Source organism: Streptomyces sp. NPDC058086, assembly GCF_042885015.1.
In the GTDB taxonomy this organism is placed as follows: Bacteria; Actinomycetota; Actinomycetes; order Streptomycetales; family Streptomycetaceae; genus Streptomyces.
Genome location: NZ_JBHVST010000133.1, coordinates 1 through 23,453, shown reverse-complemented (window position 1 = coordinate 23,453; position 23,453 = coordinate 1). Strand labels below are relative to the sequence as shown.

The following is a 23,453-nucleotide window of genomic DNA, read 5'->3' as shown; positions in this document are numbered from 1 at the left end:
CCCAAGTACATCCAGTACGAGGGCCTGTGCCCGGCACGCCGAGAGCACGCTCCCCCAAGCTCTCGACTCCGCTCGAGCAGGGGGACCCCCATGACCCCGCAGGGCCCGCCCTCCGGGCGGACGACGGGAATGTGACGACAGGATCTAGGGCCGGAGCACGATCTTGCCGTGGGTGTGCTGCCGCTCCAGCTCGCGGAACGCGTCTCGCACCCGCTCCAGCGGGTAGGTACGGGCGATCGGCACCTCCAGCTCCCCGCGCGCGCCAAGGCGGGCCAGCTCGCCGAGTACGACCGCGCACGCCGCCGCACCTTCTCCGTAGGTTCGCGCACCGATCCTGGCCGCGGCCTGCCAATCGCGGATCGTGTTGATCCGCTCGGGCCGCACGCCCAACTCCACTGCCAGATCTACGTATCCGTCGCCGAACGTGTCGATGAACGCATCAACCTTCCCGCCGGATTCCTGCCGGATCCGTTCGGCCACGTCCTCCCCGTACTCGACCGGGACGACACCGCGATCCTTCAACCAGGCGTGATTGCGCTCGCTCGCCAGCCCGATCACCGTGGCGCCGCGCCGCTGCGCGAGCTGCACGGCAAGAGACCCGACGCCGCCCGCCGCACCGGACACGACGACCGTGTCGGCCGGTCCGGGGTCCACCGCGAACACGGTGGCGTATGCGGTCGTGCCGGCCACGTACAACGACCCGGCCACGTCCCAGGACAGTCCCTCCGGACGCGAGGTCAACTGCACGTCGTCGACCACGACGAACTCCGCATGGCTCGCCCTGTTGTGGGTGAAGCCCAAGACCTCATCGCCCACCGCGAAGCCGCGCACCTGCGGACCGACCTCCACCACGACCCCTGCCAGATCGCTGCCCTGCCCGGAGGGGAACGTCGCCGGCCAGCGGTCGTGCCGCGCCCCTTTGCGGATCATCGCCTCGCCGGGCTGGATCCCGGCCGCGCGGACTTCGACCAGCACCTGGCCGGGGCCGGGCGCCGGCCGCTCCACCTCTTCCACCCGCAGCACATCGATCCCGCCGTACTCGTGGAACCGCACCGCCTTCATCGCGTGATCACCGCTCTTCCTCGTTCGGACAAGCCTTGGACGGTCACGCCCCGGACGGCCACACATCGACCGGGCCATCGCATTCAACGGCTCAGGAACGGAGCTTTCTTCCCAGGACCAGCGGTCCGAGGATGTATCTGACGAACGGTGACATCCTTGTCGGGCCGTGGGCGGGGACGGCCTGCGTCGATGCGCGGGACGTTGATGCCGTCCAGGTCGGTCTGGGAACTGGGGCGAGTCGCCGCGCTGCCCGGCGGTCACGACCAGGGACACCACCTTCTGGCTCTGTTCACAAGCCAGGTGAATCTTGGTGGTCGGCCCGCCGCGGGAGCGTCCCAGCGCGTGGTCGTCCGGTTCTGCCGAGAGGCCACCGGGCGGCTCTCGCTGCAGCCCAGGGTGTCGGCGGACGTCGGCGGCGTGCTGGTGCGCCCAGGCGATAGTTGAGTCCATGCTGATGTCCCAGGTGATCAGTCCGGCCGCGTCCGCCAGGGGTCGCAGGGCGGTGACGATCTGTGCCCAGGCCCCGGCCCGCTGCCACCGCCGGAACAGCGCGTACACCGCCCGCTGGGAGCCGCGACCGCGTTGGCACGGGCAACACCGGTTCCAGCCGCGCCCACTGCTCATTGGTCAGGCCAAGCCGCCTCGCCATCACCAGGGCGGCCACGAGGTCTCCGGTGTTGAGGTTCTTCCTGGTCGATGAACCTGAACACTGGAGACCTCACTTACTTCACGATCACGACACGCCCCGCCACACCGGACTTCGAGGCAGAACTTGAGTGCCTGGTGCCGAGGTGTGACCGATGAGCATCAGAGCGGGTTGAGGCGGGCCTTGAGCAGGCAGAACTCATTGCCTTCGGGGTCGGTCAGGACATGCCACTGCTCCTCCCCTGTCTGGCCGATGTCGGCCGGGCGCGCACCAAGCTTCAGAAGGCGTTCGAGCTCGGCGTCCTGATCGCGGTCGGTGGCGTTGACGTCGATGTGCAGCCGGGATTTCCCCTTCTCCGGCTCATCCCTGCGGCTGAGGATGATCGTCGGCTGCGGACCGCCGAACCCTTCGCGCGGCCCGATCTCCAGCGTGCCGTCGTCCTCGCGATCGAGCACGACGAAGTCCAGCACCTCGCACCAGAACCGCGCCAGCACCTCAGGGTCGCGGCAACCGAGCACGAGCTCACTGATACGACATGCCATAACGAAACCTGCCCTCATCCTGGGAACTGCCGGGGAGGCCACACGCGAACCTCGTGGGCTCCCAGCAGTGAAAACAATCCCGCGACCGTACCGGACGAGGCGATCACGGGCGAAATGATTTCAGGGCCGACCCTGTCCGGGCAGCCGGGCAAGGCCGTTGGCCATGGAGTAGGGAAGCTGACTTTGAGACACGACCTAGTGCTGGATTCCTCTTTCGCTCGATGTATGTCCTGGTGGCGGGGTAGTTGACGGTGCGATCCGCCCGTCGGGAATCCGTATGGCGAGTGCCTGCGAGTGCCTGAGGGTGGCGCCGCGGTGCTGGTGAGCCCGACCTCGGTGGCCTCGATTGTGTCCGCGTGGCGGCTTTTTAGCCACGAGTGCGGACTACCGGTCGGGGAAGCACGGCGCAGAGCAGCTTCGGGGATGGCTGGGAGGGTCTCGTAGTTGCGTACGAGGCGGCGGAACTTGGTCAGCCGGGCGAAGGAGCGTTCCACGACCCAGCAGCGGTGGGGCAGGACGAAGCCCTTGGGCCGGCAGGGGCGCTTGACGATCGCCACGGCCAGGTCTCAGATCGTGCGTGCGTCGCGGACGAACCGGCCTGTGTGCCTGGCGTCGGCCTACACCAGGGTGATCGTGGAGAACGCCTCGCGCAGAGCGGCGGCGATGCGGAACGCACCGTCGCGGTCCTGCAAGGAGGCGCTCGTGACCACGACGGCAAGCAGTAGCCCGCCGGTGTCGACCGCGATGTGCCGCTTGCGGTCCTTGATCTTCTCCCCGTCGTCGTACCCGCTGCCGGCGGTCGGGACGGTGTCGGCGGCGCGGACGGTCTGGGAGTCGATCACGGCCGCGGTTGGCACCGGGCCACGTTCGTCGACCAGACGTGCACGTTCACGCTGCGCTGCGTGGATCCGGCACCACGGCCGCCCGCGGGTCCACCGGCGGAACAGGACGTAGACGGTCTGGTGCGGCGGGAAGTCGGACGGAAGGGCCCGCCAAGCGATCCCGCCGAGAACCAGGTAGAAGATCGCGTCCAGGACCAGGCGCCGGTCCCGACCCCGGCCATGAGCAGGACTGACGAGTACTGGCACTTGGGCGATACGTGCACCCGGACTCCTGGTAGGACTGGCAAGCCCAGTTCGCACATCTCCTACCAGGAGTCCTTCACCTTCCGGGCGAACCGCCCACCGATCGATCGCGCGGGGGCCGTTCGTCTCGTCCGGAGATTCCGCCCGGTAGTGACACCTTTTGCTGACGCCGTAGACGAAGGCGCGTCAGTGCTGGTCGCCGTGCCGACCGAGGGTGTCCACGGGGGTCGCGCCGGGGCGGGTCCACTGCGGCACGGGGCGGCTGGTCGGGCCCCAGGTGGCGTTCCCGTCGGCGTCCGAGCGCCAGGACCAGCACGCGCTGCGCCCCTCGGGCCAGCCCTCGGGGTCGTCCTCCCACGCCTCGCCGCGGCCGTAGGGCGTCATGTCGAGCAGGCTGAGGGACCCGTTGACCGGCTCGTTGCCACGGCCCGTCGTGGAGTAGGTGAGGAACACGCGGTCGCCGTCGCGCAGGAAGGAGACGATGTGCCCCATTCCTCTGCCGACCGGCGCCTCCACACCCCGCACCGAGTACCAGGGCTGGGTGTAACCCATGAACTCGACGTAGGTAGCCACCTCGTCCCAAGGGCCCGAGGTCAGGATGGCGAACGAGACGCCCCGGGCGTTGAGGTAGACGGCGTCCTTCACATGCCAGGCCGTGGTGGTGCAGCCCTCGCACTGCCCCTGGTGCGGCGCGCCGTCGTACCACATGTGCTTGTAGACCACGAGCTCGTCGCGGCCCTGGAACAGGTCCAGGAACGGGACAGGGCCGTCGGGTCCGACGACCTCGACCGTCCCGTCGAGCTCGACCATCGGCAGCCGACGGCGGGCCGCGGCGAGGGCGTCGCCCTCGCGAGTGTGGGCCTTCTCGCGGACCAGGAGCTCGTCACGGGCGGTCTGCCAGGCGGCTAGGTCAACGACGGGTGGGCGGCCGGACAGTGCGGTGGTCGGGTCACTCGGCGTGGTCGTCATGGTGTCCTCCGTGGTGTCTCGTGCCGGGCAGCGTCGTACGACGCCCTACGACGCCCTACGACGGTCACCAGAACAGACTCGCGACCCGGCCGGAACTCATCGCGGCAGGGGGAGCCCTCGGCCCAGCCGGCACGGACCACGTCGAGCTGACCGGTTCACGGACGCGCTCTGAGCGGCAGGTTACTGTTCCTGCTGAGCCTTTGGCCGGGCTTCTGCCAACGCCAGACGCGAACGCGCCGACGCCTGCGTCGATCGCCCCCGCTGCCCCTTTCTGCCCCTTTCTGCCCTATTCCGGCCGCCCCCCTGTCGGGGTGGGCTGGGGAGTGTGTCCATGTGTGATGGCATGTGCTGGCCGGGTCAGCTGCAGGAGCCGATGACGGTGCCTGGGTCGCGGGGGACCGTGGCCAGGTGGGCGGGCGGTTCGTGCTGGAGGTTTCCGTTCGATCTGAGTACCCCCGGGGTCGGGGACTGCCCCGGCCCCCGCGGCGAGTGTTTTCAGGTCGCATCGTCCGCCGGGCGGGAGTTCGCAACGAACGAGGCGGTGCATGGCCGCCCGGATCGCGTCCTCGTCGTGCTGGCGTTCGGCGCCACTGAGCGTTCCCATGAGCCCCTGGCGTGGTCGGCGGCCAGGGCAGCGGTGTCGATCGCGGCGACGATGCGCTCAACGCGTTCCATTTCGGCCTCGAGCCGGGCTCGTTCGGTGGTTCTGCCCGCGGCCGATCTCGCTGATGAAAGCCCGGCTGTCGGCGGCTGCGGACGCCCGCACTTCCCGACGGCAGGGGTGTTGGGTGGCTTGCGGGCAGCGTGCCGACTCACACATTCCCGACAGTGGCCGACTGCGGTCGGAGGTCTGGGCGACCTTGAGGCATCCTCGAAGATGCTGGACCAGGCGGTGAACGGGCCGCCGTCGGACCGGGCGGCCGGGAACATCGAGCCGCCGTCGGAATGCCACGAGACGGCGGCGTTGAGCGGGCCGCTGCGTATGCCACTGCACCCGCCTGCCGTTGACCCGCCCGCCCCGGCTGTCAATCTCAGTCACCAACAGCGGCGCCCCCCACCGCCTCGGCGGCCGCCAATCGGAGCCCTCGCAGGCCAACATGCACTCCAGGGAGAGTTACGAGTGCATGCGGGTCGGCGTGCCGTACGAGGTCCACGTGACACGGAACGTGTTGTCCTTGGTGATGCCATTGGGCAGCGGGAACGCGATCGGCATCAGCCTCGGAACCCGCTCCGGTCGCCCGCTACCCAGCGAGCTCCTGCAGATGTGCCTCCTCAGGCCGGGTGCGGCCACTGGGCCGCCGGGCATCGCTGCGTTCCAGGCGCCGCCGGAGGGGAAACAGGGTCAGCCAGGTCGGCCACCCTGCAGCCCAGCGCCGCACAGACCTTGTCCAGGTCTTCCAGCCGTACCGTTCCTGTTCGAGGAAGGCCGCGAGCTGTTGTGGTGAAGTGATGGAAGTGGCGAACGGAGGCGGATCCGTAGTGGGCCGGGGGTGCCCGGCCGGGCCGCGAGGGGGAGCTGACCGAGCCGAGCAGTCGTGCGGCCCCGCGCACATGGGCGAGGGCGCGTACCCCGGCGATCAGCGGACTCAGGCGGCGTCGTCGTGGGCGGTGGCTGCGGACTTCTCGCGCCAGGGGGCGAGGTCGTCCTGGACCTGCTGGTACTTGACATCGAGGCGCTCGAGGGTGTCGCGGCCCAGGTAGAGATGGGTGGGGAGCTTGACGCCTGAGGTGGCCTCGACGATGAGGGCGCCGCCCTTGACGGGGTCGCCGAGCTGGGCGTGGTTGGCCTTGTCGATCCAGTCCAGGGTCACGTGGGCCGGGGTGTCGTCGTAGTCGGCGATACGGGTTGCGGCCACGGTCAGGGAACTGGCGTCGAGGAAGTCGGTGCGGAACACACCGGGTTCGACGACCATGGACTGAATTCCGAACGGGGCCAGCTCCGCCGACAGAGCCTCGCTGATGCCGGCGACCGCGAACTTCGACGCGGAGTACAGGCTGACGCCGGGCTCTCCCTCGAAGCCGGAGCGTGAGCCGATGTGCACGAGCTTTCCGGAGCCCTGCTTGCGCATGACGGGCAGGACGGCGCGGGTGACGTTGATCAGGCCGAAGACGTTGAGGTCGAAGAGCGAGCGGGCCTCCGCGTCGGTGATTTCCTCCAGGGCACCCAGCAGGCCGCGGCCGGCGTTGTTCACCAGGACGTCGATGCCGCCGAACCGGTCCACGGCCGCCTCGATGGCCTGCGGGATGCTGTCGTTGTCGGTCACATCCAGCGCGACCGCGAACACCTTGTCGGAATTCTTCAAATCGGCCGGTACCCGCTCCGGGTTCCGTACGCCGACCACGACATTGTCGCCTTCCGCCAGCGCAGCGCGGGCAATCTCCGCACCGATACCTCGGGATGCTCCGGTAACGAACCAAGTAGCCACGATCAGGCCTCTTTCTCTGCTTCTCGTTCACATTTCCATCGGGGTTTTCCTCCGATGCATTCGATTCTGCGAGGCATCGCGAGAGGCAGGAAGGCCAGGAGTTTCCTGGGAGAAATGTTCCCAGGTTGCTCAGGGCACCTTTGGCCGCCGGCCCTCTACGGGTCGAGGCGACAGCGAACGGACCGCGTTGCACGATCATGCCGGTGAGGAACCGGACGCAAGGCCGGGCCGGACAGGTCTGGACGGTGTTGAGGACGCGGCAGCCCATCGGATGAGACACGCGGCGGGCAGCCGCGAGAACGCGCAGGTCGAGCGGTAGCGCTGAGATGAGCCTTCGCAGGCCAGGAGGGTGGGAGGACTGCCGGACAGCGGGTGGCACCGAGCCGCACCGGATTCATCGTGCCCGTCCACGGCATGCGGGGCACACCGCCCAAAAGAGCCAGGACAGCCGGGGAGGGCCGCCCGCGGAGTCCACCCGGGCGCAGGCGTGGCGTGGGGCCCAGAGGCAGAGCCGGAGTCCGTCTCGTTTTGTGGCGCGCGCCATTCGGGCGATCAGGCTACGGCCCTGCAAGGGGCCGGAATTCCTGGGAGAAGCGCACCCCCCTTTCGGCCCGCCACCGGGTGCCGAGCCGCTCTAACCTCGATGGCATGGACACAGACAAGCACCCCGTCGCCGAGAATGCGATGGGAGGCTTCCTCCGCGCACGGCGCGCTCAACTGCGCCCCGAGGACGCCGGGCTCCCCACGTCCGGCCGCCGCAGGGTGCCCGGTCTGCGCCGCGAGGAAGTCGCCACCCTGGCCGGTGTGAGTACCGACTACTACATGCGCCTGGAACAGGGCCGCGAACGGCATCCCTCGCGGCAGGTGCTCGAAGCCGTGGCCAAGGCCCTGCGCCTGGATGACGACGCGGTGGCACACCTCTACCGCGTGGCCACCCCCAGTACACGCCGCACCCGTCGCGCGCCCCGCGTCGAACGGGTCGGCCCGTACCTGCGGCGGCTCCTGGACACCTGGAGCGATACACCCGCCTTCGTCCTGGGTAGCGCCCTGGACATCCTGGCCCGCAACCAGCTCGCTGCCGCTCTGTACGCGGGCTTCAACTCCTGCGACAACCTGCTGCGCATGACATTCCTGGACCCGTCCGCGCATCACTTCTACCGTGACTGGGACCGTGCCGCCGAATCATGCGTGGCCGCACTGCGACGGGCGGCCGGTATCGATCCCGACGACCCGCGGCTGATCGAAATCGTGGGCGAACTGTCAATGAAAAGCGCCGAGTTTCGTGCACTATGGGTCCGCCACGACGTACGGGGCAAGACCCGCGAGGCCAAGCTTTTCCACCACGCCGAGGTCGGTGACTTGGAGTTGCACTACGAAGCCTTCACCGTCAACAGCGCCCCCGGCCAGCAAGTCATCGTCTACCAGGCCGAGGCCGGCAGCCCCTCCGCCGACGCTCTGGCGTTGCTCGGCTCCCTGAGCGCGGGGCCGACTCTCCAGCGTGCCCCGTTCGTCGGCCCGGACTGAGGGCGAGTCCCGGAGGCAGAGGATGCGCAGGACGCCCGCATCACAGACCTGCCGCGTCACAGCGGCGGCGTGCCTGCCAGCTCCGCGCGGCTCACAAATTCGCTTCCTCGAAACGTGATGCCGCCCGTCGGTACCGGCATTTCGCGGCGCCTTCGTGACCTTCCTGACATGACGGCCCGGGAAACGACCAGCTCCGGCTGATCCCACACCGGGGAATGCGATGCCGCGGGTGAAGGAAGCCGGATAACGCGTCCGCTCACAGCCGCGAGACTGGTCCTTTGTTTCCTGGGTGTATTACGGCCACCCTTGCGCCTGTCCATGCCCGCGGGCGTCGCGGAGAATGACGGTATGAACCAGATCGTGGAGCTGGGAGAGTTTCTCCGTTCGTGCCGGGGCCGACTCAGTCCCGCAGACGCGGGAATGCCCAAGACCGCCCGGCGTCGCGTCCCGGGCCTGCGTCGTGAGGAGCTCGCCCAGCTGGCAGGCGTCAGCGTCGACTACTACACGCGCCTGGAGCAGGGGCGCAGCCGTACCGCCTCGCCGGAGATCCTCGAGTCTTTGGCGACAGCGTTGCGCTTGGACGACACCGAACGCGCACACCTCTTCGATCTCGCGAACCGGCGCCCGACCCTGCCCCGGCGGTCCACGCCCTCCCCGGCCGAACAGGTCAGCCCAGCCGCCAACCAACTGCTGACCACCCTGGACGCCGCCTACTGTCCCGCATTCGTCCTGGGCCGGCGCACCGACGTGGTGGCCTCCAACCCGCTCGCTCGTGCACTGATCGCCGACTTCGACGCCATGCCCGCGAACGAGCGCAACCAGAGCCGGTTCCTCTTCCTCGACCCCGCCGCCCGCGAGCTGTACGCGGATTGGGAGACCGTCGCCGCAGACACCGCCGCCATGCTGCGCATGGACGCCGGGCGCCACCCCGAGGACCCGCTGCTAGGTGAACTGGTCGGCGAACTCGCCGTGCGCAGCGAGCACTTCCGCGCGTACTGGGCCGAGCGCAGGGTCCACGAGCGAACCGAGGGGACCAAGAGCTACCACCATCCCGTCGTCGGGGACCTCACGGTCACCTACCAAGCTCTCGCCCTGCCCGGCGACAGCAATCAGACCCTGTTCATCTACAGCACCGAGCCGGGCTCCTCCTCCGAAACCGCCCTGCGGCTCCTGGCGACGTGGTCGACCGAACCCGTCACAGACCAAATCCGTACCGCCGCACCCAACGAACCGGACACCGCGGCCTGACCCCCTCGCGCTCAGCCCCTGCCGGGCCGAGCGCACCCGCGTCATGCTCCTGCATCGGTCCGCCTCGGTCTTCGTCCAGCTTCCGGGCACCTGACGGACCAGCGATCCTGTCTCTGCCCCCACCATCCGGGGTGCCCTGGGACAACCGGCCCGGGCGTCGCGCCTCAGGCACGCCTCGCCTGGCGAAGCAGCCGCCCACCAAAGCGCATTGCGATCAGTTCAACGCCCTCCGCATCCAAAACGGGAAGGTCATTCCGGTGACCGAGCGGGCGCCAGCACCTTGCCGACCACGATGGGGCAACGCCCTCCATGAACTTCTGCGGAGCAGCACTGCAGCTTGTCCGGCCGATCATCGTGGAAGCAGCCGGCCAAGAGAGCGAATGCGCTCCCACGTAAGCTCCGCGAACATGGATGACGTCACCCCGCTCTCCAGCTCGCTGCCGGTTTTGGCCGGTGGTGAGCCTTACGAGACGGCAGCCCCGCTTCTGGACCGGTTGCGGATTGCCGTTTCGCGACGGCTAGCCGCACATCTGCCTGTGCCGGCCTCGATGACGCAGTGGCTGGATGAGGACATCGACGCTTTCGCCGACGACTCGGAATTGCTCGGTGAGCTCTTCGACCAGTTGCTTCATGCCCATGCACTGGACACTGCCACCGCAGGTGCGGCGGTGCTTCTCGCGGACGTGGTCGTCGACAGTCAAGCCGCTGCCGCTGTCCGTGCCGCACTGACGGTGACGCTGGCCGAAGCGGCGACGGCCGCGCTGCGTGAGGAGGCGCTGGATCCGCAGGGGTTCGTCAGTACCGAGGCTGTGCTGCGACAGCAGACCGACAGCGAGCGAGCGGTCCGGCAAGCCGTTCGAGGGGAAGCTCCCCGCCTGTTTGCGCAATGGGACGAGGAGCCTGAAGTGATGCGGTTCGCGCTTGCCGTGCTTGCGGCTGCCTGCGCCGGGACTGATGTCATCACGCGGATCGCAAGCCTGGCCACTGTGTGGCCGGGGACCCCTCGGGCGGCCACCTTGGCGTTGGCCTGTGCTCTGGCCGCTGACAATGAGGAGGCGATCGCGGAAGCTCTTGGAGAGACCGTCAGCCATCCCGACTACAACCCTGACGCCCAGGGAGATCCTGAGGCTCTTGTGCAAGGCCAAGGGCTGAGCCTCCTGATCGACCTCGCACAGCAGGAGATCGGCCCTCTGGTCTTCCACTGATGAACCGATCGGCTATCGGTTCTTCCTGGGTGTAACGCACCCACGCTGAGGGATGCTGCCGTGATCCATGGTCCGGGTGATCACTGAGGACGGAGCCTCGTGACCACGAACTGCCCCGGCCGGTCCCCCCGTCCGGTCGGGGCTCGCGGACATGGCATCCGGGGGTGGAAGAAGCCCGGCCCGAGCAGGCCGAAACCACGGTGATCACTCGACAACGGCCCTCGCGTGGCAAGCACTTGCCTTTCTGGCCGGCGGCCAGGGTCCTCCACCTGTTTGCCTTGCCCGGTGGTGCGTGCCGGGTTCAGCGGGGGGATCTGCTGCCTGGGACTGCTTCTCCCAGGAAATCCTCGGCCTTCCTGCCCATCAGGCATCTGGGGAGACTCGAAGTTGTCGGCGGTGGCCGCAGTCTTCGAGAAAGCGCTCAGCCGACACGACGAACCAACCGCACAGACCAGCCGGCTCTGAGATTGGCTCCCCATGACAACCCTGACCACACCTTCGGATCCCGCCTGTTGCATGAAGCCAACGAACTCTCCAAACAGTCCTGGCGCGGACGGTCCTCCGGCTTCGACGCACAGTGACGAGCAGTGGCTGGTGGGCTTCCGTTTCCGGACTGCCACCGGCACGCTGACGCGGCATTACTACGTAGTTCCCCGGGCCGCAGATGGTGAGCATGCCACACAGTTGGCGGCCCAACAGGCCCGCAGTGCGGGGGAGCAGGAGAGGCGCGCGTTCGCCTTGGTTGACGAACGTTGGATCGAGGTCCGCCGGCTACGGCGCAGCGCCGTGGGTGACTGGCGCCTGGGGTCGCGTCCTGGGGAGTGGCGTACGGGTTCTGTCTGATTCGGGGGTTTGCCTCGGCGTCGGAGTGGATGCCCGGACAGGACAACGGCCACCGGCTGATCGCGGCAACCCGCACACCCTCGCCGCCGCGCCGGCCTCGACAAACGCCAGTGGGCCCTGACCGCACTCACCATCCTGGAACAGCAGGGCAGGAAGATCACCCACGCCGCAGCCGCCCGCATCGCCGACGTCTCCACCTGGCTCACTTACACCGAAGGCATCCGCGAGCACACCGAAGCCGTGCAACAACGCTGGCACCCGCTTCGCCCTTGGTGCTGCGCCCGCTGGTCGACGGGGAGGCGGTTGCTGGGCCGGTCCAGGCGCGCGTTGCCCGGCAGGCCGCCGACGTGGGGAGTCTGCTGTGACGGCACAGCTCGCCCTGGGTACCTACCGGTGCCAGGCGATCCCGGCTCGCGGCGGTGACCAGCACGGTCAGCAGCAGGCCGACGGTGTCGACGACGATGCTCCGCTTCCGCCCGACGATCTTCCTCCGCCTGCTCCGGCATGTCTTACACGGTCGCCACGGGTTCGAGTTCATCGGCGGCGCGGGCGTTCCGGGTGCGGGAAGTCGCGAGTACGAGTGCCTGGATGACCGCTCCACAGAGTCCCACCCACAGGGCGAACCGGTAGCTGACCTGGTCGGCGAGCAGTCCACCGAGGGGCGCCCCCACGGCCACCATCCCCCAGTTGAAGGAGCGGATGGTGGCGTTCATCCGACCGCGGAGCCGGTCGGGCGTTACGGCTTGGCGATAGCTCATCTCCACCGGGCTTTCGATGGTGATGGCCATGGACACCACGAAGAATGCCAGAGATACCGAAGGCAGCGCCCACGGTCCACGCTGAGCAAGGACGATCGGCAGCCAGGCGACGGCGGCGAGAACTCGGAACACGATCAGGGTGGCGCCGACGTCCAGTCTTCGTGCCACCCGTCCGGAGAGCGCGCCACCAAGCACCGCGCCGGCGCCCGCACAGGCGTAGGCGACGCCCAGGCCGAATTCTCCGATTTTCAGCTCGTGCAGGGCGAAGACCACGAAGACCGTGCTCACGATGGTGTTGAAGAGGAGCATCGCGTGCGAGGTCAGCGCGATGGAGGCCAGCGTCCGATGGCGGTAGACCCAGGCGACCCCCTCGCGCAGCTCGCTGCCGAGGCTGCGCCGCGCACCTCGATCGGGGAGGGGATCGTGCGCCCTCACTGAGACCAGCAGCAGCCCGGACACCAGATAGGTGACTGCGTCCACCAGCACGGCAAGCGGCGCCCCGATGAACCTGATCAGCGCTCCGGCGATCAGCGGACCGGTCGAACCGGACACTGCGTTGGCCTGTTCTAAACGGGCGTACCCCGCGTTGAGGAGCTCACGGGGTACCAACCTTGGCACGTAGGACTGGTTGGCCGCGTCGAAGAACAGGCACAGCACTCCGAAGGCGAAGACGCACACACACAGTGCGGCGATATTGAGCCGGTCCAGTGCGTACAGCAGAGGGATCGCAGCGAGCAGGACAGCCCTGCCGAGATCCATGGTGACCATCATCGGCTTGTGCCGGCAGCGGTCTACCAGTACCCCGGCCACGAGGCCGAAGAGCAGGTAGGGAGCCCAGCGGGCCGCACTGACCAGGCCTACCTCCGTGGCAGACGCGCTCAGCGTGACGGCGGTGAGGATCTGCAGGGCAAGCCCGGAGACCTGCGAGCCGAAAGCCGATACTGCGGAGGCGGTCCAGAAGCGTACGTACCCAGGGACGTCCACCAAGCGCGGCATGATCGCAGCGTACCCAGCAAGTCACCTCCGCACAGCACCTGTTGGGTGGCCTCGTCCACGAGAACGGACGGCGCCTCGACACCGGTTCGGGAGGCACGAGGCCCCTGAGAACAGGGCGGGATGTTCACGCCAACGTCCGCGGACACCAACCGGACCGAGTTCCTCAACACCGCCTCGGTTGCATGGGCACACCTCGATCCCGACGAGTTTCCGTTCACCCGCAACGTCGCAGACCAACTACGCGACCACGACGACCGAACAGAGTTCCTCGCCGGCATCGACCTCATCCTCACCGGAATCACCACCCTCCAAAAGCCGACCGAGCCGGCACCGTCGTAGCCGACCCCGGGCAGCCTCGAAACCCCGGCCTCTAGACGAGTACACCGCCCGGAGCATGCTGCTCAAGCGCCAGACGTTCGGACCGGGGCAGGGTTCGGCAGCGGTGGCGTCCGAGCTTCCGTTCAGCAGAGAGGGAGGCCTCACAGGCTTGTCGGCAGGTTCGAACTGTTCCTCCTCTAGCGATCCTTCTCCGGCCATCCGATGGCGCGGAAGACGGCGACGGGGTCCAGGTAGTCCCGCCAATGCGTCACCCTGCGGTCCTTGACGGTGATCACGGAGACGAAGTGGTTGTCGTAGGCACGCCCGGTGCGGACCGCCCGTCCGTGCACCGCGTACTCCAGCACGACCACGGACGTCTGGAGGTCTTGGTGGACAGCGAGTCCGTCCGCGCCGTGCAGGACCATGGCGTCGCCGTAGCCGCGGTACAGGTCGGCAACCGCGCGGCGTCCCTGAACCCGGCTCGGGTAGCCGGGTACGGAGATCACGTACTCGAAGACCACCTCCTCGGCCAGGAGGTCGAAGAAGTGCTCACCGTCGACGAGGCCCGCCAGCCCCTCCCGGATGATCCGGAAGAACGGGTCCAGCGCTGCGAAGTCAGTGACGTCGTCGATGGACATGGTCACCCCGCCACCGGGGAGGTCCAGGCGTGGACGCTGCGCCGGGCGAAGTCGTGGAAGGTGGCAGGCGGTCGACCGGTGACCTTCTCGACGTCGTCGTTGGGCGTGGAACCGTAGCCGGAGATAACGCTGCCGGTCAGCCAGCGGAGCAGCACCGCGTATTCGGCCGGGACGAGTCCGGCAGCGACCGCGCCGTCGATCCATACGTCGGGGTCGATGTCGTGGTGCGTGACAGGTCGGCCGGTCACGGCGGCGATGGTGTCGGCGACTTCGCCGACGGTGAGGGCCTGCGGGCCGGTGGGCGCGTACAGCGCGCCGGCGTGGGCGTCGGGGGCGAGCAGCGTCTCGACGGCGACCGCGGCGATGTCGGCCGCGTCGACGAAGGCCTCCCTGCCGCCGCCGGCGGGGACCGTGATCACCCCGTCGACGACCGGTACGTGGGCGTCGCTGAAGTTCTGCATCACCCAGGCGGGGCGCAGGATGGAGTGAGTGATGGCTGCTCGGGCGGAGAGGTCGGCCTCTACGGCCCTGATGTCGACCTCCGGTGGCGCCTGGTCGGCGCGGTAGGTGCTGAGGTACGTGACGTGGTGGACCCCGGCGGCTTCGGCGAGGTCGAGGAGGCGGGCGACCTGCTCGGCGTAGGTGACCCGCAGGACGGGTGTGACGAGGTAGAGACGGTCGACTCCGGCGAGGGCTGCGGCATGGGTGGTCGGGTCGTCCCAGTCGAACAGCACGTCGGCGCCGTGGCGCGCGGCGGTGCGGGTGCTCAGCCCCCGCTCGGCGAGCGTCCTCGCCACGAGCGAGCCGGTCCGGCCGGTGCCGCCGAGGACGAGTGTGGTCTGCGGTGATCCAGTCATGGATCAATCGTGAGAGCGCGCTACGAGTGAATCAATGCGTGTATGGCTCGTTCTTTTACGTCAGACGCTCAGGCCTTTGCTCAGCGTGGTTGTCTCGCTGATACTGATTGCGTGGACGTACTGCACGATCGCCTTGCGCGGGCACGCGCCTCCGGCGCCGTCTTCGCCCGGACGGTGGCCGAGCCGCCGTGGGGGCTGCGGCTGGCCGGCTCGATCCAGCTGGCCGTGCACACCGTCGTCCGCGGCAGGGGATGGCTGTGGCTGGACGACCCCGGCAGCGCGGTGGAACTCGTGCCGGGGGAGGTGACGCTTGTCCGCGGCGGCCCCGATCACCACATCGGGCACGAGCCGGGCGCCGACTGCCTCGAACCGGAGAACTTCCGGGCCCGGCACGCCAACGACGGGAGTTCCGAGGACCCGCGGGCGACGGTCTTCCTCTGCGGCGCCTACCGGTTCTCGGGCGACATCGGCAGCGGGCTGCTGGAGGCACTGCCGCAGGTGTTGACCCTGTCAGCTGCGGTGGGTGATCCGCTGAGAGATGTGATCGCGCTGCTGTCGCACGAGTTGGCCGCCTCCGAGCCCGGCCAGCCCACCGTGCTGGACCGGCTCCTCGACGTTCTCCTGGTGCTCGCCATCCGCAACGACTTCCGCCACAGCCCGACCGCACCCCGCTGGTACCGGGCATCCGCGGATCCCCGGCTGAACGCCGCGCTGCAGGCCATGCACGAGAACGCCGGCCATCCCTGGTCGGTCCCCGAACTCGCCGCGATCAGCGGCGTGTCCCGCGCGGCCTTCGCACGGACCTTCCGCGACGCCCTCGGCCAGACTCCCATGCAGTACCTGACCGACTGGCGGATGGCTCTGGCCCGCGACCTCCTGCGCACCGGCGAGCTCGGCATGGCCAATATCGCCCGCACTGTCGGCTACAGCTCGCCCTACGCGTTCGCGGCGGCCTTCCGGCGCCACCACGGGGAGCCTCCCGGGACCTGGCGGCAACAGGAGTCACTCCGCACGCAGGCAGGCCCCGGGAACGATCCCCACACCCACTGACACCCGTTCACAGATGGCCGTTGGCAGCTCCAGTTGGCCACCTCGGACGGACGTCAGGACAGAGCGTCCGAAGCGGCTGTGACCGCGCTTTCGCGCGTCGGTCACAGACTCGTGAAGAGGTCGTCGAGCGGGGCCGGTACCTGTCCGGGGTCGAGGTTCTCGACCAGGAGACGGCCGTAGCGGATCTTGCGGCCCTTCTTCGTCCCGAGGAAGCGCCGCAACTGCTGCTGCCGGGGCCGACCGTGGTGTGCGGGCTGGTGCAGGAAGGTCTGCCAGGGCCGCAGGTCGCCCTCGGCCCGGATGATCTCCTCGACGCGCGCCGTGCCCAGCGCGCGGATGAGCTCGTCCTCCAGGTCCGCCACGCACACGAAGAAGCCCCGGTGCGGCGCCCGGGCCCGCTTCAGGCCACGGTCGTAGAAGCGCTGCTCGCGTTCGTCGCACAGTCCTCTCAGGCGTAGGCCAAGCCCGGGTGGCCCAAGAAGACCGGCGTAGCGGCCGACACTCATCGCCCCGCCCATCGGCACGACGCACACCCCTTCGGCGGCCAGGTCCCGGCCACGCCGTGCGGCCAGCGCCTCGACGGCCGCGAGGTCACTCGGCCCTTCCAGCAGCACCGCCGTCCGCAGCCCCAGTTGCACAACCAGATCATTCGCCGGTCCGCCGGGACCGCCGGCCGCCCAGCGGCTGACCGCGTCCCGGAATGCGTGTATGTCCGCCATGGAGCGAGTCTGCACTTCCACCGACCGGCACGGCACGGGAATATTCGACGGCCCCGCTCGACATGCCCGGCGCCCTCGTCACCTGGGCCATCTGGAGCCCACGGATGCGAGCCGGCCACCTACCGCTGACGATCACAGCGCCGCGCGGCGACGGCAGAGAGCAGGGTGGCCGCACATGACGCCCATGGTCCACGGAAGTGAGGCGCGTCACCCCTCAGGATCTGATCGTGTGGAGCGGCCGAGTTCTCGGCGATGCCGGACGGGATGCTGGACTCCCACAGGTGGCCACGCCGCATCGTCGCCACGATGCTCAGTCCGTCGGGGCGGGGCTGTCGGGGCTCTCAGGCCGAGGATGTGAGGTCTGGCCTCTGCTGCTGGTCCGGGGTGGGACATGTAGGCTGATCCGGCCTCAGGGAGCTGCCAGTTCGCCGTCATCGGTTGGTCGTGCCTTGTCGTGTCTTGGCTACGGGGACACCGCTGCGGGTGCTGGATCCTTCGTGCCCACACCGGTCGTACGGAAGCTGGTCCGGAATGCACCAGGTGTCACACCCAGATGTCGCACAAACGCTCTGCGGAGCGACTCGGGTGAGCCGAACCCGGTGCGCCGTGCCACTAGCGGCAGGGGGTCGTCACCCGTCTCGAGCTGCGCCTGGGCGGCTTCCAGTCTGACCTGTTCGACGTAGCGGGCCGGAGTGGTTCCCACCTCTTCGTCGAAGAGCCGGGTCACGTGCCGGACACTGACGCCTGCTCTGCGGGCCATGGCCGTGAGTGTGTGGTTCGCCCCGGGGTTCTCGGCGACGGCATCCAGGACCCGGCGGAGCATCTCCTGGCGGGTGTGCGGCGCCCGGGAGCGGACGCTGAACTGGGACTGGCCGCCCGGCCGCTGCATGAAGACGACCATGTCCTTGGCAACCGACCGGGCGACCTCCGCACCGTAGTGATCTTCGACCAGCGCCAGGGACAGGTCGATTCCGGCGCTGACACCTGCCGAAGTCATCATCTGTCCGTCCCGCACGAAGATGGCGTCCGGCTGGACCCGCACGGACGGGAAGCGAGAAGCCAGTTGCCGTGAATGCCGCCAGTGCGTCGCGGCGCGACGGCCATTGAGAAGTCCGGCCGCGGCCAGCAGAAACGCTCCGGTGCACACCGATGCCGTGCAGCGGCTCTTCTCGTTCAGTTGCCGGACCGCATCCAGAAGGGCGTCGTCCTTGATCAGCGTTTCCCATTCCGGGCCGCCCGGGATCACCAGTACGTCGCACGTCTCTTGTACGTCGTCGGCGGAGAGGTCGGCGCTGAGGCGGGTCCCGGCGGAGGTGATCACCTCCGCTCCGTCCTCGGATGCGATCTGTACCCGATAGCGCCCGCCGAACTCGTTCGCCGTCGTGAACACCTCGATGGGTCCGGTCACATCGAGCAGCCGCACCCCCGGAAAGACAAGCACGGTCACGGTGAGCGGATCCGTTGCCGGGCGCTTGTGGTTCATCGGATCCCTCCGGGCTGTGCGCGGTGTGGGCACTGGTTCGACAGGGTGTTGGCGATGGCGTGCCCGCCGGGATGTCGCCGCCGCATCCCCTCGGGATCGGGGCGAGAGCCCGTCAAGCGGCCCAGGTGGCGGGGTAGTTGACCTCGATTCCCTGGTGCGCACACTCGAATGTGTCCTGCGGAACGCGGCAGAGAGTGTTCTGACAGGTGCTGCGGGCTGCAGGCTCCCGGCTCAAGGGCCGTAACCGACTCTCGTCCGCCCAGTCGTCTGATTTCCCTGTGCTCATCATGTGCCGGTGTGCCGTGTCGAAGCCACGACCGGTTTGCTACCTGCTGGGAGGCACAGCCTCTCAGTCCGCCTTCCGTGGCGGCTGATGACGTTCCTGGAAGAAGCACACCGAAGAGGAGTGCTCCGTCAGGCCGACGCGGTCTGCCAGTTCCGCCACACACGACTTCCGGAACGCCTCGCGAGCCGACCGCGCGCTTCCCGATGGTCGACGATCCGGACCTGGGACCGATCCGGATCCCGGCACCCGCGCTCGCGATGTGGTCGGCGCCGCGAACTCGTCGGAAGTGCTCAAGAGACGGGCTGGGGTTCCTTGTGGTCCGTCGGTGCGGCCTTCTGCAGCCTGGTGCCTTCGATGTCGAAGTCGGGCAGGATCCCGTCCAGCCAGGCCGGCAGCCACCAGGCGCCCCGCCCGGCGAGGGCGAGCACCGCAGGTACGAACGTCATACGGACGGCGAAGGAGTCGATGGCCACGCCGACCGCCAGGGCGAAGGCGATGGGTTTGATCAGGGAGTCGTCCAGGGGGAAGAAACCGGCGAAGACGGTGAACATGATCAGTGCGGCCGCGGTGACGACTCGTACGCTGTGCCGCGCGCCATCGACGACCGAGTGGCGGGCCCGGCCGGTGTGGGCCCATTCCTCGCGTATCCCGGACACGAGGAACACCTCGTAGTCCATGGCGAGTCCGAACAGCACACCGATCAGGATGATCGGCAGAAAGCTGACGACGGGGCCGCTGCGGGGGACACCGAGGACGTCGACCAGCCAGCCCCACTGGAAGACGGCGACGACCAGCCCGAGTGAGGCGCCCACCGAGAGCAGGAAGCCGACGGCGGCCTTGACGGGGATGACCAGCGAGCGGAAGACGATCATCAGCAGGATCAGGCTCAGGCCGACGATGATGGCGACGAAGGGCAGGAGGGACTCGCTGAGCCGGTTGGAGACGTCGATGTTGACCGCGGTGGTGCCGGTGACCGCGATGGTGGCGCCGGTGGTCTCACGGATGTCGGCGCCCGCCTCGCGGATGTCGCGGACGAGTTGGCCGGTGAGGACGCTCTCCGGGCCGGACGCGGGGAGGACGGTGATGACGCTCTGCGCCGGGTCGTTCGTGGGCTGGGGCGACAGGACGGCCTCGACGCTCTTGAGGGTGCGCAGCTTTTGGGCTACTAGGGCGCCGGCACGCGAACTCGCCGCACTTGTACCGTTCTTGGTCTCGGTCAGCACGAGGAGCGGACCGTTGAAACCGTCGCCGAACTTGTCGCTGATCGTGTCGTAGGCCTTGCGTTCGCTGGACGCGTGCGGGGCGGAGCCGTTGTCGGGCAGGGCCAGGCGCAGGTCCGTGGCGGGTAGGGCCAGGGTCACCAGGACGCCCGCGACGGCCAGTACCGTCAGCAACGGTTTCGCGATGACCCACGTCGTCCAGCGGGCACCCATGGCGGTGTGTCCGGTGCCTCCCTCGGTGTCCGCAGCCCGCTTCGCAGCGCGGCTGCCGTGCTTGGGGGTGAGCCGGGAGCCGGCGAATCCCGCGATGGCGGGCACGAGGGTGATCGCGGCCAGCACGGCGATGAGTACGGCTCCGGCGGCCCCGAGCCCCATCGTGGTCAGGAACGGTATACCGATGACGCTCAGCGCGGCGAGCGCGATGATCACGGTGGTGCCGGCGAAGACCACGGCGCTTCCGGCTGTGCCGGTGGCCAGCCCCATGGACTCCTTCGGGTCGGCTCCGCGGGCCAGTTGCTGACGGTGGCGCGACAGGATGAACAGGACGTAGTCGATGCCGACGGCCAGGCCCAGCATGAGGGCGAGCGTGACGGCCGTCGAGGAGATGCTGACCGCGGGCGCGAGAGCGAGCAGCCCGGTGAGGCCGACTGCCACACCGATCAACGCGGGCAACAGTGCCATGCCGGCGGCCAGCAGTGAACCGAACGTGACGACGAGGACGAGCAGGGCCACGGCCACGCCGATGATCTCCGACGGGCCGACGTGGACACCTTTGCTGCTGTAGACGGAACCGCCGACCGAGGTCTTCAGCCCGTCCTGCTCAGCCGCTTTCGCCGCGTTCTCGATCACGTCGACGGATGAGGTGTGGACCTGCGCGTTCTGCACCGGGTACTGGACCTGCACGATCGCCGTGGTCCGGTCGGCCGAGACGGCACCGGAGGCGCTGGGGTCGACGACCTCACCGACCTGGGGAGCCTGCTTGGCTTCCGCCACGGTCCGAGCGATGGCCGCGGCGTACGGGGCCTCGGTGACCTGGTGGCCCCTGGGGGCGGTGAAGACGATCTGGGCGCTCGCGCCCGAGGCTTCCGGGAGGGTCTTGCTCAGGCTGTCCAGAGCACGCTGCGACTCGGTGCCGGGCACCGAGAAGCGGTCGTCGAGCTTGCCGCCGAAGATGCTGACGCATGTGATGAGCGCGGCCACGACGAAGAGCCATATGCCCAGGACCAGCTTTCGGTGGCGGTAGGCGCTGTGGCCCAACCGGTGGAGCAGGACGGCCATTCGAACTCCCTAGGACGGTCCCGCACACCCGAGCGCACGACATGGGTGGGGGAGAGAAGCGGAAGGAGGCAGACCGGACTCCGGCCACGTGACGGCCTGATGTCGACGGGTGCCTAGGTCGATGACCCGACTTTATCACCTGATCAAGTCGGATGACCGAGTCGCTCGACTGGGGCCGCGTCACTCTCGCCGTAAGCCCGCCATGAGCCAGGGGGAACGGGTGGCCGGTGCGCACGGCATGCAAGGCCGCGAACGGGCGCTGGGGTGGAGAGGGCGGCGTCGTCGTGATCGGCACCGGATCGACCGGGCTCACCGCGGCCCGAAAGCTCATCGCGACAGGCAGGTCCGTGACCGTCCTGCAGAGCCGCGACCGGATGGGAAGGCCTGCTCGGCCACGACCTCGGCATCGGCCAAGTCACCTGGATTGGCGGGGAGTTCATCGCTCCACCCGGGACCGCGTCCCGGTGCGGGCTGAGGAAGTCGGTGTGGCGACGTGTCAGTTCGTCGTGCCCGGCGGGCGGGTCCGCGTGCGTGGTCGTAAGGCCAGGCGGTTCGCCGAGCGCACGCCCCGGCGACGCTATCGATGATCAACATCTTCCCGACGTCCGCGTACGGCCGTACGGTCGTACGCGGTGCGGCGTCAGCGGCGTCAGGTGAGCGCCGCGGCGCGGTACCGCTTCGGCAAACGCGCCGCCAGCGAACTCATGGGCAACCTCGAGTTCCAGCCGTTCCGGAGCGCGGACGGCGGGGCAGGTGGACCGATAGTGGAGGAGTAGGGCAACGACCGTGCACGCGCCCGCCGTTGTCAGTTCGCCGGTACGGACACCAGCTCCAGCCGACCGCCGGCCATGGCCACCACGGCGGACACGAAGGCCTGGAGGCAGGTGTGCTCGGCCTTCTCGTCGGGGTGCGAGAGGCGCTGCAGCGTGAGCCCGTCGAACCCGGCGAGGAAGAACCGGGCGATCGTCTCCGCGGGCTGGGCCAACTGCTGTCCGGTGCGCTCGGCCGCCTCGGTCACCAGCCGCGCCGTCACCTCGGTCACCCTTCGGTAGTGGCTCTCGAGGGCCTCGCTCAGGGCCGGGGTGCGGAGCGCGAACATGGTCAGTTCGGTGAGGAGCTGATGGCTGGCGGGCTGCTCACGCACCGTGCGCCACAGGGCGGCGGCCAGCGTGCCGGCCGTCTCCTCGAATCCGGCGTCGGCCGGCGCGGCCCGCTCGACCTGTGCGATCAGATCCTGTGTGAGCTGCTCCATCACGGCTCGGTACAGCCCTTCCTTGGTGCCGAAGGTGTAGTGCACCGTGGCCTGGGCCACCCCCAGCTCGGCGGCGATGGCGCGAGTGCTTCCGGCCGCGACTCCTTCCCGCGTCATGAAGTCGATGGCCGCCTTGATCAGCTGAGGGCGGCGCTCGGCCGCGGGAACGTGAGCCATGAGCGCATCATATCGACTTAGTCCTGTGAACAAGTCGTCCGAACAGGTCGGCCTCCGCCCAGGCGCACACGGATGCCGTGATGGCGCGGCCGCTGAGGTCCGGTCCGTGGCCGCACGGGTCAGTTCACGCTGAACGGCGGGTGAATACGTTTCCTCCCACACCCGCTCCGTGAAGCGGGATGAATGAGGAGGCAGGCTCGTGAACGAAAGCCAGTTTGATACGTGTGTGATCGGGGCGGGACCTGCCGGGCTGGCGGTCGCCAGGGCTCTGGCGGAGCGGAATCTGCCGTACACGCATCTTGAGCGGCACAGCGGGCCCGGCGGTATCTGGGACATCGACAATCCCGGCAGCCCGATGTACGAGTCGGCCCATTTCATCTCCAGCAGGACCCTGTCGGGTTTCGGCGGCTTTCCGATGCCCGACCACTTCGCGGACTACCCGCCGCACCGCCAGATCCTGTCGTACCTGCGGTCCTTCGCCGACGCGTACGGGCTGACGGACCGGATCGAGTTCGGCGTCGAGGTCGCAGGCGTCGAGAAGAACGCGGACGGCACCTGGACGGTCACCAGGGCCGACGGGCGGGAAAGCGTGCATGGGCAGGTCGTGGTGTGTACGGGCGCCCAGTGGCACCCCAACATTCCCGAGTTGCCGGGGGAGTTCAGCGGGGAGGTCCGGCACACCGCCGGCTATCGCAGCGCGGAGGAGCTACGGGGCAAGCGGGTCTTGGTGGTGGGCGCCGGGAACTCCGGCTGTGACATCGCGTGCGATGCGGCCCGGGCCGCCACGCACCCCGTGATCAGCAATCCACGCGGGTACAGGTTACTCCCCAACCACCAGTGAGGCCGGCCCGGGGCGGTCTATTATAAACAA

Annotated in this window: 17 protein-coding genes and 3 pseudogenes; 7 read left to right on the top strand and 13 right to left on the bottom strand. The window is 68.7% G+C overall.

All coding sequences use genetic code 11. The features are described 5' to 3' along the window. Window positions 1-144: 144 nt before the first annotated feature. The 5 genes from ACFVWD_RS50865 to ACFVWD_RS50845 form a co-directional block, all read right to left on the bottom strand. The gene (locus ACFVWD_RS50865) at window positions 145-1,062 is read right to left on the bottom strand and encodes an NADP-dependent oxidoreductase (RefSeq protein ID WP_389605414.1); all 918 of its coding nucleotides are present in this window, start codon (window positions 1,060-1,062) and stop codon (window positions 145-147) included. Window positions 1,063-1,869: 807 nt separating this feature from the next. Continuing rightward, window positions 1,870-2,250, bottom strand: coding sequence for a VOC family protein (locus tag ACFVWD_RS50860; protein ID WP_168515557.1), 381 nt, complete (start codon window positions 2,248-2,250; stop codon window positions 1,870-1,872). A 617-nt stretch (window positions 2,251-2,867) separates the two neighbouring features. After that, a complete protein-coding gene (locus ACFVWD_RS50855) occupies window positions 2,868-3,338 on the bottom strand; it encodes a transposase (protein ID WP_389605412.1) in 471 nt (156 codons plus the stop codon). A gap of 183 nt (window positions 3,339-3,521) precedes the next feature. After that, the gene (locus tag ACFVWD_RS50850) at window positions 3,522-4,304 is read right to left on the bottom strand and encodes a DUF899 domain-containing protein (RefSeq protein ID WP_389605410.1); all 783 of its coding nucleotides are present in this window, start codon (window positions 4,302-4,304) and stop codon (window positions 3,522-3,524) included. A gap of 1,586 nt (window positions 4,305-5,890) precedes the next feature. Then, window positions 5,891-6,730, bottom strand: coding sequence for an SDR family NAD(P)-dependent oxidoreductase (locus ACFVWD_RS50845; RefSeq protein ID WP_389605409.1), 840 nt, complete (start codon window positions 6,728-6,730; stop codon window positions 5,891-5,893). A 648-nt stretch (window positions 6,731-7,378) separates the two neighbouring features. On the opposite strand from ACFVWD_RS50845, the gene ACFVWD_RS50840 reads away from it, so the two are divergent. The 3 genes from ACFVWD_RS50840 (at window position 7,379) to ACFVWD_RS50830 (ending at window position 10,707) form a co-directional block, all read left to right on the top strand. Continuing rightward, window positions 7,379-8,254, top strand: coding sequence for a helix-turn-helix transcriptional regulator (locus tag ACFVWD_RS50840; protein ID WP_389605408.1), 876 nt, complete (start codon window positions 7,379-7,381; stop codon window positions 8,252-8,254). Window positions 8,255-8,602: 348 nt separating this feature from the next. Then, window positions 8,603-9,502: a helix-turn-helix transcriptional regulator gene (locus tag ACFVWD_RS50835; RefSeq protein WP_389605407.1), complete on the top strand. Its 900-nt coding sequence runs from the start codon at window positions 8,603-8,605 to the stop codon at window positions 9,500-9,502. Between the two features lie 407 nt (window positions 9,503-9,909). Continuing rightward, on the top strand, window positions 9,910-10,707 hold the full coding sequence (locus ACFVWD_RS50830; protein WP_389605405.1) for a hypothetical protein: 798 nt from the start codon (window positions 9,910-9,912) through the stop codon (window positions 10,705-10,707). A gap of 1,252 nt (window positions 10,708-11,959) precedes the next feature. On the opposite strand, the pseudogene ACFVWD_RS50825 reads toward ACFVWD_RS50830, so the two are convergent. Further along, window positions 11,960-12,040, bottom strand: a pseudogene (locus ACFVWD_RS50825) (IS5/IS1182 family transposase); the annotation flags it as partial. A 19-nt stretch (window positions 12,041-12,059) separates the two neighbouring features. Continuing rightward, window positions 12,060-13,304, bottom strand: a complete 1,245-nt coding sequence (locus ACFVWD_RS50820) for an MFS transporter (RefSeq protein WP_389605404.1) — start codon at window positions 13,302-13,304, stop codon at window positions 12,060-12,062. A 147-nt stretch (window positions 13,305-13,451) separates the two neighbouring features. Between ACFVWD_RS50820 and ACFVWD_RS50815 the strand changes: the two are divergent. Beyond that, window positions 13,452-13,643 (top strand): annotated as a pseudogene (locus ACFVWD_RS50815) (TetR/AcrR family transcriptional regulator); the annotation flags it as partial. A gap of 176 nt (window positions 13,644-13,819) precedes the next feature. Here the strand turns inward: ACFVWD_RS50815 and ACFVWD_RS50810 are convergent. Both ACFVWD_RS50810 and ACFVWD_RS50805 read right to left on the bottom strand, forming a co-directional pair. After that, window positions 13,820-14,260 carry a nuclear transport factor 2 family protein gene (locus ACFVWD_RS50810; RefSeq protein WP_389605402.1) on the bottom strand — a complete coding sequence of 147 codons (441 nt, stop codon included), beginning with the start codon at window positions 14,258-14,260 and terminating at the stop codon, window positions 13,820-13,822. A 2-nt stretch (window positions 14,261-14,262) separates the two neighbouring features. Next, window positions 14,263-15,117 carry an NmrA family NAD(P)-binding protein gene (locus ACFVWD_RS50805; protein ID WP_389605400.1) on the bottom strand — a complete coding sequence of 285 codons (855 nt, stop codon included), beginning with the start codon at window positions 15,115-15,117 and terminating at the stop codon, window positions 14,263-14,265. A 111-nt stretch (window positions 15,118-15,228) separates the two neighbouring features. Between ACFVWD_RS50805 and ACFVWD_RS50800 the strand changes: the two genes are divergently transcribed. Further along, on the top strand, window positions 15,229-16,167 hold the full coding sequence (locus ACFVWD_RS50800; protein ID WP_389605399.1) for an AraC family transcriptional regulator: 939 nt from the start codon (window positions 15,229-15,231) through the stop codon (window positions 16,165-16,167). A 101-nt stretch (window positions 16,168-16,268) separates the two neighbouring features. On the opposite strand, the gene ACFVWD_RS50795 is transcribed toward ACFVWD_RS50800, so the two are convergent. From ACFVWD_RS50795 to ACFVWD_RS50785, 3 genes are all read right to left on the bottom strand, one after another. Beyond that, window positions 16,269-16,886, bottom strand: coding sequence for a TOPRIM nucleotidyl transferase/hydrolase domain-containing protein (locus ACFVWD_RS50795; RefSeq protein ID WP_389605397.1), 618 nt, complete (start codon window positions 16,884-16,886; stop codon window positions 16,269-16,271). 463 nt (window positions 16,887-17,349) lie between these two features. Continuing rightward, window positions 17,350-18,369, bottom strand: coding sequence for a GlxA family transcriptional regulator (locus ACFVWD_RS50790; protein WP_389605395.1), 1,020 nt, complete (start codon window positions 18,367-18,369; stop codon window positions 17,350-17,352). A gap of 576 nt (window positions 18,370-18,945) precedes the next feature. Then, window positions 18,946-21,153, bottom strand: coding sequence for an MMPL family transporter (locus ACFVWD_RS50785; protein ID WP_389605393.1), 2,208 nt, complete (start codon window positions 21,151-21,153; stop codon window positions 18,946-18,948). Window positions 21,154-21,380: 227 nt separating this feature from the next. Between ACFVWD_RS50785 and ACFVWD_RS50780 the strand changes: the two genes are divergently transcribed. Next, window positions 21,381-21,740: an NAD(P)-binding protein gene (locus ACFVWD_RS50780; protein WP_389605391.1), complete on the top strand. Its 360-nt coding sequence runs from the start codon at window positions 21,381-21,383 to the stop codon at window positions 21,738-21,740. 218 nt (window positions 21,741-21,958) lie between these two features. On the opposite strand, the gene ACFVWD_RS50775 is transcribed toward ACFVWD_RS50780, so the two are convergent. Then, on the bottom strand, window positions 21,959-22,582 hold the full coding sequence (locus ACFVWD_RS50775; RefSeq protein WP_168515752.1) for a TetR/AcrR family transcriptional regulator: 624 nt from the start codon (window positions 22,580-22,582) through the stop codon (window positions 21,959-21,961). Between the two features lie 199 nt (window positions 22,583-22,781). Between ACFVWD_RS50775 and ACFVWD_RS50770 the strand changes: the two are divergent. Then, window positions 22,782-23,417, top strand: a pseudogene (locus ACFVWD_RS50770) (flavin-containing monooxygenase); the annotation flags it as partial. Window positions 23,418-23,453 lie beyond the last annotated feature (36 nt).